The 13,482-nt window shown below is 35.0% G+C and carries 8 protein-coding genes and 2 riboswitches; all 8 genes read left to right on the plus strand.

The genetic code is table 11. From position 1 onward, the window contains the following. The first annotated feature begins 410 nt into the window (after positions 1-410). The 8 genes from F9279_RS24040 to ptsG all read left to right on the plus strand — a co-directional run bounded on the left by F9279_RS24040 (position 411) and on the right by ptsG (position 13,053). Positions 411-1,799, plus strand: coding sequence for a TerD family protein (locus F9279_RS24040; RefSeq protein WP_152116650.1), 1,389 nt, complete (start codon positions 411-413; stop codon positions 1,797-1,799). A gap of 102 nt (positions 1,800-1,901) precedes the next feature. After that, positions 1,902-2,855, plus strand: coding sequence for an AAA family ATPase (locus F9279_RS24045; RefSeq protein ID WP_152116651.1), 954 nt, complete (start codon positions 1,902-1,904; stop codon positions 2,853-2,855). Between the two features lie 65 nt (positions 2,856-2,920). Then, complete coding sequence (locus F9279_RS24050; RefSeq protein WP_226793894.1) at positions 2,921-4,066, plus strand: DUF58 domain-containing protein; 1,146 nt, start codon at positions 2,921-2,923, stop codon at positions 4,064-4,066. Beyond that, complete coding sequence (locus tag F9279_RS24055; RefSeq protein WP_152116653.1) at positions 4,063-6,300, plus strand: transglutaminase-like domain-containing protein; 2,238 nt, start codon at positions 4,063-4,065, stop codon at positions 6,298-6,300. The genes F9279_RS24050 and F9279_RS24055 overlap by 4 nt, the downstream gene beginning before the upstream one ends. A 28-nt stretch (positions 6,301-6,328) precedes the next feature. Further along, a riboswitch (purine riboswitch) is annotated at positions 6,329-6,430 on the plus strand. Between the two features lie 175 nt (positions 6,431-6,605). Continuing rightward, entirely contained in the window at positions 6,606-8,141 is a 1,536-nt protein-coding gene (gene guaA, locus F9279_RS24060) for a glutamine-hydrolyzing GMP synthase (protein ID WP_193224701.1), read from the plus strand. Between the two features lie 123 nt (positions 8,142-8,264). After that, positions 8,265-8,367, plus strand: a riboswitch (purine riboswitch). 144 nt (positions 8,368-8,511) lie between these two features. Further along, on the plus strand, positions 8,512-9,843 hold the full coding sequence (locus F9279_RS24065; protein WP_152116655.1) for an NCS2 family permease: 1,332 nt from the start codon (positions 8,512-8,514) through the stop codon (positions 9,841-9,843). 122 nt (positions 9,844-9,965) lie between these two features. Beyond that, complete coding sequence (gene glcT, locus F9279_RS24070) at positions 9,966-10,808, plus strand: glucose PTS transporter transcription antiterminator GlcT (RefSeq protein WP_152116656.1); 843 nt, start codon at positions 9,966-9,968, stop codon at positions 10,806-10,808. Positions 10,809-10,992: 184 nt separating this feature from the next. Then, a complete protein-coding gene (ptsG, locus tag F9279_RS24075) occupies positions 10,993-13,053 on the plus strand; it encodes a glucose-specific PTS transporter subunit IIBC (protein ID WP_152116657.1) in 2,061 nt (686 codons plus the stop codon). Positions 13,054-13,482 lie beyond the last annotated feature (429 nt).

Here is a 13,482-nt window from a genome sequence, read left to right on the forward strand (position 1 = left end):
TTTAACCCACCATTAAAACCCACGTACTTATCTGTTTGTGTAGTATCAGTTATGGTCAATTCACAAAAAAATAACCCCCTTTTTCATGAGGGGGTGTGAGTGAAAGATCATGATTGTTTTTATTTTACATGAAACCTACCTAGTGGAAGGTTAAATTCTGGTTACGAACCTACCAAATTAGTGACAAATATAATATTCCTTTATGTTATTTAACGTTTTTTTGAAAAAAATGTTTCAACATACTTGTCGAATACAAGTTCGATAAATAGAAGGAAACTTTTAATAGAGTAGTTCGTATAAGTATTGTTGTAATAAAAATGTAAAGGAAGAATCATACATTCTTCTTATGTTTTCGGTAGAATGTAAAGTAAGACATGTAAGTTCGACAATAGTAAAGGAGAGGTTATTTGGTGGGGGTAATTTTAAGTAAAGGCCAAAAGGTAGATTTAACAAAGACTCATTCTGGCTTGAATCATGTCACTATAGGACTTGGATGGGAAACTAACCAGCATGGAGCTAATTATGATATGGATGCCTCTGCTTTTTTACTAGGTGCTAGTCAAAAAGTACAAAGTGATCAGGATTTTATTTTTTATAATAATACAAATGGTGCAAACGGTTCGGTAATTTATATTGGAGATAATCGAGCGGGACAAGGTGCCCTTGATAATAAACAAATGAAAGTGGACCTTAGTAGGGTTCCTTTAACTATAGAGCGTATTGCTTTTACTATTACTATTCATGATGCTTTTAAAAAAGGGCAAAACTTTGGACAAATTAGGAATGCCTATGTCAGAGTAGTTAATGAGAGGAATCAAGTAGAATTGATTCGCTTTGATTTAGGAAGAGATTACACGATTGAAACGGCTATCGTAGCAGCAGAGTTATACCGTCATAATGGAGAGTGGAAATTTAATGCTATCGGTAGCGGATTTCAAGGAGGATTAGAGGCACTATGTCGAAACTTTGGTGTTACAGTTGAGAAGAACCCTACACCACAGTATAGGCCATCATCAGCTCTTTCTTCCATGCATACTTCCCATCACTATGATAATCACCAGGAATATGCTAATAGTCCATCTACTAGATCACAAACTAATACTTCATCATACAATTCAATGAGGCGACCTAATGATTCAAATCAATATGGACAAGCTAGCTATACTACAGATGAAATATGCTGTCCACGTTGTCGTAGTACCAATATTCGAACAGGAGAAAAAGGATTTGGGCTTGGGAAAGCGGCAATTGGTGGATTAATTCTTGGACCTGTAGGATTATTAGGTGGTTTTATAGGGAAAGGTCAATTGAAGATAAGCTGTAATGGTTGTGGATATAATTGGTCTCCATCTAAAGCGGATTATAGTGAGTGGGGCAGACAGCAGAAGCAGCGTGCTAAAGATTTATTTATACGATATAAAAATCCAGATGTATTAGATGCAGTTGTGGCTGCCTGTGCATTAGTAAGTATGGCAGATGGAAGGCTAGACTCATCTGAAGAAAGAAAAATGATAGACTTTCTCCATCAAAGCGAGGAATTACGCGTATTCGATACAAACAAAGTTTTAGAGCAATATCATCAGTTTGTCCGTAAAATCGAATATGACCAAATTATTGGTAAGTCAGATTGTTTCCGAGCACTTGGAAAGGTTCGCTCAAAACCTGAAATAGCAAGATTAGTAGCTAGGTATTGCATTTCCATTGGATATGCAGACGGTCATTTTGATCAAAGAGAGAAAATGGTAGTATCAGAAATTTGTCAGGAACTAGGTTTGAATCCGAATGAATTTATATCATAGAAAATGGTAAAACTAATTAATAAATTTATGGATTAATAGATTAGGAATAAATGAGTGGCAGTCTAAAAGATAGCCTCTAAATAAAGCTTCAGGAGGAGAAGAATGGCAGGAATTCATAGCGGTGCAATTGACAGAATAATCGGTAATATAGAAAGAGTTATGATTGGGAAAACAGAAGTTGCGAAGCTTAGCTTAATCACTTTATTAGCAAGAGGACATGTTTTATTAGAAGATGTACCTGGTGTTGGAAAGACAATGATGGTAAGAGCTCTAGCAAAATCAGTAGGAGCAGATTTTCGACGAATCCAGTTTACACCAGATTTATTACCATCTGATGTAACAGGGGTTTCTATCTATAACCCGAAAGATATGGAATTTCAATTTGTCCCTGGTCCGATCTTAGGAAATATTATTCTAGCAGATGAAATTAATCGTACTTCTCCTAAGACGCAATCTGCCTTGTTAGAAGCAATGGAAGAAAGTAGTGTGACAATTGATGGAGTCACTCATCAGTTACAGAAGCCCTTTTTTGTAATGGCTACTCAGAATCCAATTGAATATGAAGGCACGTATCCACTTCCTGAAGCACAATTAGATCGTTTCCTATTAAAAATGCAAATGGGATATCCCACTTTATTAGAAGAAATGGAAGTTCTAGAAAGAGTTCAAGTAGCAGCTCCAATTGAAAGCTTAGAGCCTGTTGTAACAATAGATGAATTGCTTACTATGCAAAAAGAAGTGAAGCAAGTGTATGTAGATGAAACAGTGAAAAAATATATTGTCGAGCTAGCTCATGCTACTAGGCAACACGCAGGTGTTTACTTAGGTGTAAGTCCTAGGGGGTCTATTGCACTTATGAGAGCCACGCAAAGCTATGCCTATATAGAAGGACGTGACTATGTTATTCCAGACGATGTTCAATATTTAGTAAAAGCAGTCTTTGCTCATCGAATGATCTTAAAGTCTGAGACTAAATTTGATGGAATTACAGCTGAAGATATTATTGAACAGATTGTTTCACAAGTATCTGTACCAGTGCAAAGGCTAGTAAAATAATGAAGAAATATATGCAAAAATTGAACCGAATATGGAAATTGATTCTTCTGTTCATTTTATTAGGCATGACATTTTCTTATGCCATGTTTCAAGGTGGTTTTGTAAGCTGGTTTTTGTTTTATAGTTTTATCCCTTTTGCTCTATACGGTTTATTAGTTGCTTTATACCCTATTAGAGATTGGGAAGTGACAAGAAAGATTAAAAAGCATGAATATAGTGCAAAAGAAGAACTGCTAGTAGAAATTGAATTAGTGAGAAAATCGTATTTTCCTATTTTTTATATGGTTGTAGAAGACGCTATTCCATCTTCTATTAATCAAGAGGAATTAGGAAAAAAAATTATAATGCCAGGCTTTAAAAGAAAGTTGAATTATCAATATGTAGTAACAGAATTACCTAGAGGTGAGCATATTTTTCATGAAATTCAATTGAAAATGGGAGATCCTATTGGATTAATAGAAACGGAAAAAATCTATGAAAAAAAAGAAAAAATTCTTGTTTTTCCCCATTATGAAGAAATGTTATTTAAGCCTTTGGAAAATCACTATGAGCAAGGTATGACTGCATCAAGAGAGAGAGTTCAAAGAGACACAACGATGGCGGTAGGGATTAGGGAATATCAAACTGGAGATCGTTTTTCATGGATTAACTGGAAAGCTAGTGCTAAACGGAATATTATGATGACAAAAGAATTTGAACAAAAGCAGTCCCAAGATATGTTAGTTGTGATGGATAGTATGGAAAGTAAAAACTTTGAAGTAGTCGTATCTTTTACAGCATCAATTGTGAGAGCCATTCTAAAGAAAGGTGCTCAGATGGGCTTTTTATCTATAGATGATAAGGAAAGAAAATTCTTTCCGATAAGAGGTGGAGAAAGTCAGCAACAGTTGGTTTTATATCACTTAGCTAAGGTGACAGCAGGAGAGGGATTGACACTTGCTCACATTTTAGAAAAGGAGAGTAGCTTGTTTCAACAGCAAACCACTTTATTACTTGTTACATCTGAATTAACGAATCAGCTTATGGAAAAAGCAGGATATCTGTCTAGTAAGCAATTTAATATAGGGATATTTGTAGTGAAGAATGCAAAAGAGAATCTATCTGCTGAAGAAAGAACATGGAGTGCTTTTGCTAGTCAGAGAGGTATTCGTATTATCCCAGTATCAGCTGGAAGGTTTAAGGAGACTTTTTCGGAGGTGAGTACTGGATGAAACTTTCAATAGATGGAAAGAAACTGTTATTGACTGATTTACTACTATACATTCTCGGTTTTTTCCTCATTATTGAATGGTTGCTACCACTGAAGCAATTGACAGATACACAGAATATTACTGTGTTTATTCTGTTTTTAGGATTATCTTTACTTCTTGCCTATTTTCGTGTGCCGGGTATGATAAGTGGAACCTTAAAAAGCATCTTTATTTTATATAGCTTAGTTTATTTGTTTTTTGAGGGTTCCTTTTTTACCTTTTCGTGGATCCAACCATTTATAGCTTCTTTAATAGAGAATGTAGCTTTAGTATTTGATACAAATTGGCCAGATCTTACTAGTATGTTTAAGAGTTTGTTATTTTTCATACTACTTTGGCTGATGGCGTATTTAATAGATTATTGGTTGATAAAGCGTAGAAAAATTTTCACCTTCTTTCTTTTAACAATTGTGTATATAACTATATTAGATACTTTTACTCTATATAGTGCGCAGAACGCCATTATTAGAACCGTTATTATTGGCTTTATTACAATGGGGATGTTGACCTTTTTACGCTTAAAAGAGAAGGAAGGGTTGGCGAACAACTCTACCTATTTATTTAAATGGATGCTACCTTTAGTAGTATTCATTATAGTAAGTGCGGGAATAGGCTATATTACTCCAAAAGCAGATCCAATTTGGCCAGATCCTGTTCCTTTTATCCAAACAATGGGAGATAAAGGAGGAGAAGAGGAAGTAGGAACGCAAGGAGGTGTCCACCGTGTAGGATATAGTGTGGATGATTCTCGTCTTGGTGGAGAGTTCATTGGAGATGATACCTTAGTATTTGAAACAGAAGTGGAAAAAGGACACTATTGGAAAGTAGAAACAAAGGATACTTATACAGGTAAAGGGTGGGTGCAATCGGAACAGTCTTTAGCGTTAAATGATGAGAGCTTTGACATGCTAGAAAATGGTGGAGAAATTCCATTTCGCTCTTATGAAGAAGGAAATGGTGTCGCAAAATCAAGCTCAGATAGTAAAGTGATGCTAAGAGAACCGTTTACCTATCTACTTTATCCTTTAGGTGTAAAAACAGTGAATGCGGCGAACTCTTACTTGGAATTAGAGATTGGGAATGAACGGGGGATTTTTAATAGTGACATACAAGAATACACAGTGAACTATGATATCCCGAGTTATAGTTTAGAAGCTTTAACAACAGCTGATATGGAAGAGTTCGCTACAGAAAATCCAGAAATGGCTGAGAGATATTTACAACTACCAGATACTCTCCCGCAAAGAGTAAGAGATTTAGCGGAAGCAATTACACAAAATGATGAAAATGTTTTTGCTAAAGCACGTTCCATTGAAAGTTATTTTTCTTCTAATGGATTTGTATATAGTCAAAATAATGTTGCCGTACCAGAGGAAGATCAAGATTATGTTGATCAGTTTTTGTTTGAAACAATGATAGGGTATTGTGATAATTTCTCTACTTCCATGGTAACACTTTTACGTTCTATTGATATCCCTGCTCGTTGGGTGAAGGGCTTTACAGAAGGCGAACTAAAAGAAGTGGACGGAGATAAACGTTATTACGAAGTAACAAATAATAATGCTCACTCATGGGTAGAAGCGTACTTTCCAGGTGTAGGATGGGTTGCTTTTGAACCAACACAAGGTTTCTCCAATGCTAATACGTATTTAAATGATGTGCAAAATGAGAGTAATTCTTCAGAGAATGCAGAGTCAGAGACAGAACAAGAGCAACAACAGGCACAGGAACAAGAAAACCCTGAGCAAGCTGAGGAAGAAAAACAAGCAGTGAACGAGAATTCTGCTATATCTACATGGTGGAATCAATTAATAGCCTCTATAAAGTCTCATTGGCAATGGATAACAGGGATAGCAGTAGGTATAATGTTGTTAGCATCCATCATTTATAAATATCGTTATAAATGGCTACCGTATTACTATCTTTGGAAATATCGTAAGGAATCACAAGCAACTAATTTTCCTAAGGCATATTTAATCTTAATGCATTTGTTGGAAATTGCGGGACTTGGTAAGAAGGATGATATAACGTTAAGAGAATATGCTAAACAAATAGACTATATTTATGGATCCAATGAAATGGCTTTATTAACAGCTAAATATGAAGAATATCTTTATAGAGGTAAACTTAAAGAAGATGCTTGGATGGAATTGAAGGAATTGTGGGAAAATTTAATTAAAAAAACAACAGCTTGACCGACAATTCGACATGTTGTTACAATGTTCTATAATAATATAATTCCTTCATATATCCTCGATGATATGGTTCGAGAGTCTCTACCGGATTACCTTAAATGATCTGACTATGAAGGCAGAAACGTCTTCTTATTTAGAGTATTAAAATAAAAGACTAGAAATTCTGCCTTCGTTTTTATTTGAGGCCGGGTTCTAGTCTTTTTTGTATTTTATGGACTACAGGATTTCTTTGAAGGAAAATGGTAATAGTAATAATAGTTTCTTTAATAGATTAATTGGGGTGAGTTGGAGTGGAGAAAGCACATATTGAAGGTCAAGAAATAATTGTAGTACTTGATTTTGGAAGTCAGTACAATCAATTGATTACAAGAAGAATTAGAGAATTTGGAGTATATAGTGAGTTACATCCACATACGATTACAGCAGAAGAAATTAAAGCATTAAATCCAGCTGGTATTATCTTCTCTGGTGGACCAAATAGTGTGTATGATGCAACCGCATTTGGTTGTGATGAGAAAATTTTCGACTTAGGTTTACCTATTTTTGGGATTTGTTATGGTATGCAGTTAATGACTAAGCATTTCGCAGGAAAAGTGGAAAAAGCAAAGCATCGTGAATACGGAAAAGCGGCTATTAATATCTCTAATAGCTCTAAACTATTTGAAAGTCTTCCAGCAGAACAAGTTGTTTGGATGAGTCATGGTGATCTAGTCGTTGAAGCACCAGCTGGTTTTACAGTGGATGCAACAAGTGCTTCTTGTCCAATTGCTTCTATGAGTAATGAAGAGAAAGGTTTATATGCTGTTCAATTCCATCCAGAGGTTCGTCACTCTGTTTATGGAAATGAATTGTTAAAAAACTTTGTTTTCGGTGTTTGTGGCTGTAAAGGTGACTGGTCTATGGAGAATTTCATTGAAATTGAAATGGATAAAATCCGCCGAACAGTGGGAGATAAGAAGGTCCTATGTGCTTTAAGTGGGGGAGTAGATTCTTCTGTAGTTGCTGTTCTTATTCATAAAGCTATAGGTGATCAGCTAACTTGTATCTTTGTAGATCATGGTCTTTTACGTAAAGATGAGGCTGAGGGTGTAATGAAAACATTCACAGAAGGCTTTAACATGAATGTTATTAAAGTAGATGCAAAAGAACGTTTTATGGCTAAATTAGAAGGTGTAAGTGATCCTGAACAAAAACGTAAAATTATTGGAAATGAATTTATATATGTTTTTGATGATGAAGCAGCAAAGCTTGAGGGAATTGATTTCTTAGCTCAAGGTACACTTTATACAGATATCATTGAAAGTGGTACAGCTACAGCACAAACTATTAAGTCCCATCATAATGTTGGTGGACTTCCTGAAGATATGCAGTTTGAGTTAATTGAGCCATTAAATACGCTATTTAAGGATGAAGTACGTGCATTAGGTACTGAATTAGGAATAGCAGATGAAATAGTTTGGAGACAGCCATTCCCAGGTCCAGGTCTTGGAATCCGTGTTCTTGGAGCTATTACTGAAGAAAAATTAGAAATTGTTCGTGAATCAGATGCTATTTTACGTGAAGAAATTAAAAAAGCGGGCCTAGATCGCGATGTATGGCAATACTTTACGGTGCTTCCTGATATTCGTAGTGTTGGGGTAATGGGAGATGCTCGTACGTATGATTATACGATAGGAATTCGTGCTGTTACTTCTATTGATGGAATGACTTCAGACTGGGCTAGACTTCCATGGGATGTTTTAGAAACTATTTCAACAAGAATTGTTAATGAAGTAGCGCATATAAATAGAGTTGTGTATGACATTACTAGTAAGCCGCCTGCAACTATTGAGTGGGAATAGAACTTACAATTTTCCCTACTTGAATTGTATATTATAGACAAAAAACGAACATTTTAATCTTTTTGGTTAAAAATGTTCGTTTTTTATATTGACGAAAAAACTACAAGCTGATACACTAAGTTTGCAACTTAGAAAAAAGTTTCTCGTATAATATCAGGGATTAAGGCCTGAGAGTTTCTACCGAGCTACCGTAAATAGCTTGACTACGAGGTAAGTGTGTATATAGGAAATCTTTGAACTTATTATTTTATTTCTTAATAGATTTTTCCTTTCCGTATAACACAAACCCTTAGTCAACGCTCCTTTAATAATAGGAGTGTTTTTTGTTTTAGTAGACTATTAAAGCATTACTTGGAAAGGGGATTACAATATGAAAAAGTTTTTCAAATTTGAAGAACTAGGTACAAATTATCGTAAAGAGATAATGGGAGGGCTAACAACTTTCTTAGCAATGGCATACATCTTAGCTGTAAACCCTATTACATTAACATTAGCTGATGTGCCAGATTTACCAGAGGCATTACGAATGGATTATGGTGCGGTATTTGTTGCTACTGCATTGGCAGCTGCTGTTGGTTCTTTAATTATGGGGTTATTTGCTAACTATCCTATTGCGTTAGCGCCTGGATTAGGATTAAATGCATATTTTGCTTATACTGTAGTATTAAGTGAAGGTCATCCTTGGGAATATGCTTTAGGGGCAGTATTTATCTCAAGTGTATTCTTCTTGTTATTAACACTAACAGGACTTCGTGAAAAATTAATTAATGCTATTCCTGTAGAACTAAAATTAGCAGTTGGAGCTGGAATTGGATTATTCATTACTTTTATCGGCTTGCAAAATGCAGGAATTATTGTAGATAGTCCTGCGACATTAGTTACAATTGGTGATTTAACAAATTCTAGTACATTACTTGCAGTATTTGGAATTATTGTTACAGTTATCTTTATGGTTAAAGGTGTGCGCGCTAGTGTATTCCTTGGAATGATTATTACGGCAATTGTTGGAATGATCTTTGGTGTGATTAATCCTCCATCTGGAGTAGTAAGCTCTATTCCAAGTATCGAGCCTACTTTTGGAGCTGTTTTCTCTGCTTTAGGAGATCCAGGCTTCTATACAAAGGGTATGGTTATTGCTGTATTAACTTTCTTGTTTGTTGATTTCTTTGATAATGCAGGAACGTTGGTTGCTGTTGCTAACCAAGCTGGTTTAATGAAGGATAATAAATTACCAAGAGCAGGTAAAGCATTATTCTCAGATTCTATTGCTTCTCTAGTAGGTTCTATTTTTGGTACTTCAACAACTACTTCTTTTGTAGAATCTTCTGCAGGTGTTGCTGCAGGTGCTAGAACGGGTCTTGCTGCTGTTGTTACAGCAATTTGTTTCTTATTATCTTTATTCTTCTTCCCTCTTTTAGAGGTGGTAACATCAGCTGTCACTACTCCGGCATTGGTAATAGTTGGTATTTTAATGGTATCATCGCTAGGTAAAATCGAATGGACGAAATTTGAAGTAGCAGTACCAGCATTTTTAACAATGATTATTATGCCATTAACATACAGTATTTCAACAGGGATTGCAGCTGGGTTTGTATTTTACCCACTTACAATGATTGTTAAAGGAAAAGCAAAAGAAATTAACCCAATCATGTATGTATTCTTTGTTATCTTTATCCTGTACTTTATCTTCTTACAAGAATAGAATAGATTATGAAAAGAGCTGCTAATTATAGCGGCTCTTTTCATAAATTTTTTCGTTGACTTACTACAAAGTCTCTAATAACATTAAAGTACTTAGAAGTCTGTCGAAATGAGGAAAAACAAATGTCTAACTTTCACATCAAAAAAGCGCTTAATAACAATGTGCTGATTGGGGATCATCCTGACTATGGAGAAGTAGTGCTGATTGGGAAAGGGATAGGTTTCAATCAGAAGGTTGGAAATACTATTGATGCAAGTGTAGGAGAAAAGCTGTTTGTCTTAAAGGATGAAAAAGAGCAAAGTAATTATTTAAAACTTCTTCCTCAAGTTGATAATGATTTGCTAGAAGTTATTATTTCATCCATTGAATTAATAAAAAATAAGACAAATGCTAAACTTAATGAACACATACATGTTGCTCTAACAGATCATATTGCTTTTGCTACTTCTAGAATTTCGAATGGGTTAGTATTAAATAATCCTTTCTTAATAGAGACAAAAGTGCTATATCCATTAGAATATAAAATTGCGGAAGAAGTAGTTATGTTGATTGGAACTCAGACAGGAATTCAATTACCTGTTGGTGAAATCGGTTTCATCGCTTTGCACATTCATAGTGCTATGATGAATAAAAATTTATCTGATGTCAATCAACACTCGCAGCTTGTAACTCATCTTATTAATCTAATTGAAGAGCAGTTAGATACTCAAATAGACAAAGATAGTATAGATTATATGAGACTGGTGAGACACCTCAGATTTACTATAGAAAGAGTTAATATGGGAGAAAAAGTAGAAGAACCAGAAAAAATAACTTTACTATTGAAGAGTGAATATCCTATATGCTATAATCTAGCATGGAAGCTCATTAAAGTGATGCAACAAACGTTGAGAAAGCCTGTCTTAGATGCTGAAGCTGTTTATTTAACCATGCATCTTCAAAGACTTCAAAAGAAAATTAAATAGTTATTATCTATAACGTGTTACTGATACGATCAGGCATGAGTAAAAAGATGATTGATTTATAAGTTTTAGGGGAAACTAACCCTATAGCTTGTTTCAATCTACTTTACTCATGCCTTTTTTGTTTTTATTTTTATCGAATGATAACGCTTTATGAGCTGAAAAATTAGTTTAGGAGGAAACAAAGATGTTTAAAAAGGTTTTTGGTGTATTACAAAAAGTTGGTAAAGCTCTTATGTTACCGGTTGCTTTGCTACCGGCAGCTGGTATCTTGCTAGCATTGGGTTCAGCGTTGCAAAACCCTGCTTTACTTGATCTTGCTCCATTTTTAGATAATAGTGGAGTATCAATGGTTGCTTCTGTTATGCAGAATGCAGGAGATATTGTTTTTGCTAACCTTCCAGTATTATTTGCAGTAGGTGTTGCGGTAGGTCTTGCAGGAGGAGAAGGAGTTGCTGGTTTAGCAGCTATCATTGGTTACTTAATTATGAACGTAACAATGGGTACAGCTCTTGGTCTAACTGCTGATGATGTAAATGGACTGAATTATGCAAGCATCTTAGGTGTGCCAACACTTGCAACTGGAGTGTTTGGTGGTATCATCGTAGGTTTAATTGCAGCTGGTTTATATAATAAGTTTTATGAGATTGAATTACCATCTTATTTAGGTTTCTTTGCTGGAAAACGCTTTGTACCTATTATTACTGCTGGTGCAGCTGTTCTTTTAGGATTATTAATGATTATAATTTGGCCACCAATCCAAAATGCTTTAAATGCGTTCTCTCAAAATATGGTACATGCAAACTTAACTGTATCAGCACTTATCTTTGGTATTATTGAACGTTCGTTAATTCCTTTTGGATTACATCATATCTTCTATTCACCATTCTGGTATGAGTTTGGTAGTTATGTGAATGCAGCTGGTGAAACAATCCGTGGAGATCAACGTATTTTTATGGAGCAAATTAAGGATGGAGCTACTTTAACTGCTGGTACTTTTATGACAGGTAAATTCCCATTCATGATGTTTGGATTACCTGCAGCAGCACTTGCAATTTATCATGAAGCACGTCCAGAGAAAAAAGTTGTTGTTGGTGGATTAATGGCATCTGCAGCTTTAACATCTTTCTTAACAGGTATTACAGAACCATTAGAATTCTCATTCTTATTTGTTGCACCAATACTATTTGGAATTCACGCAGTATTTGCAGGGTTATCTTTCATGACTATGCACTTATTAGATGTGAAAATCGGTATGACATTCTCTGGTGGGTTAATTGACTATATCCTATTTGGACTAATTAATCCTCAAACGAATGCTTGGATTGTTATCCCAGTTGGTTTAGTCTTTGCAGTAATTTATTACTTTGGTTTCCGTTTTGCTATTCGTAAGTTTAATCTGAAAACTCCAGGTAGAGAAGATGAATCAGATGAAGAAGAAACTTCAACTGGTGCAACTAGTGATCTGCCATATGAAGTACTAGAAGCAATGGGTGGTCAAGAAAATATTGCTCATTTAGATGCATGTATAACTCGTCTTCGTGTATCGGTAAATGATATTAAGAATGTTGATAAAGCTCGTCTGAAAAAATTAGGTGCAGCTGGAGTCCTTGAGGTTGGTAATAATATTCAAGCTATCTTCGGTCCTCGTTCTGAAACCATTAAAGGCCAAATGAGAGACATTATGAGTGGGAAAAGACCTCGTCCTGCAGCACAACCTTCTATGGAAAAAGAAGTTGAACAACAGATAGAAGAAGTGAATCCAGATGCTTTAAAAGGCAATATTACAGGTGTTGATTCTATTATAGCTCCAATTAAAGGAGAGTTAGTGCCGATTACAGATGTTCCAGATGCAGTATTTGCTGGAAAAATGATGGGTGACGGATTTGCAATAATCCCTTCTGAAGGAACAGTAGTTTCTCCGGTTGATGGTAAAATCGTTAATCTATTCCCGACAAAACATGCTATAGGTATAAAAGCAGATAATGGTCGCGAAATTCTTATTCACTTTGGTATTGATACAGTGAAACTAAAAGGAGAAGGTTTTGAAACGTTAGTTTCTGAAAATGATGAAGTGAAGCAAGGACAACCATTATTGAAAGTTAACCTAGACTACATTAAAGAAAATGCAACATCTACAATCACGCCAATCGTCTTTACGAATTTATCAGAAGGTGAATCTGTTAAGATTAATAAATCTGGTACAGTTGATCTGAAAGAGCAGGATGTAGTTTCGATAACTAAATAACTTATAACTATAGAAGAAACTCGGTCATAAGATCGAGTTTCTTCTATAGTTATAGGTTTGGTTTTATAAGGAGGGGGAAAAGAAAGGTTAGAATGCTTCTTTATTAGAATAATAATAATTATTATTTTTTTTATAAGTGGTTGACGATATTAAGTATGGGTGTTATTATATAAAAACAGCTTGACGAACGCGTTAGAAGCTAAGGGTTCTGATAAATGATGATGAAAAATTATTTTAAAAAAGTAATTGACATTATCTTGTGAAGCTGATAAAATATAAAAGTTGCTTCTGATAGCAACAGAATGTATTGCTCTTTGAAAACTGAACAATAAACGTCAACAATAATCGTTCTTAAAGAACGAAACAAGTAATACAAAAGCTAGAGTTTAGCAATGAGCTAATCTTACTCTTTATTGGAGAGTTTGATCC

It is taken from the genome of Bacillus sp. B1-b2 (assembly GCF_009183415.1).
In the GTDB taxonomy this organism is placed as follows: Bacteria; Bacillota; Bacilli; order Bacillales; family Cytobacillaceae; genus Niallia.

Coding starts and splice junctions, on each gene's coding strand:
- F9279_RS24055 (WP_152116653.1), top strand. CDS start 4,063: ATGAAACTTTCAATAGATGGAAAGAAACTGTTATTGACTGATTTACTA.
- ptsG (WP_152116657.1), top strand. CDS start 10,993: ATGTTTAAAAAGGTTTTTGGTGTATTACAAAAAGTTGGTAAAGCTCTT.
- glcT (WP_152116656.1), top strand. CDS start 9,966: ATGTCTAACTTTCACATCAAAAAAGCGCTTAATAACAATGTGCTGATT.
- F9279_RS24050 (WP_226793894.1), top strand. CDS start 2,921: ATGACATTTTCTTATGCCATGTTTCAAGGTGGTTTTGTAAGCTGGTTT.
- F9279_RS24065 (WP_152116655.1), top strand. CDS start 8,512: ATGAAAAAGTTTTTCAAATTTGAAGAACTAGGTACAAATTATCGTAAA.
- F9279_RS24045 (WP_152116651.1), top strand. CDS start 1,902: ATGGCAGGAATTCATAGCGGTGCAATTGACAGAATAATCGGTAATATA.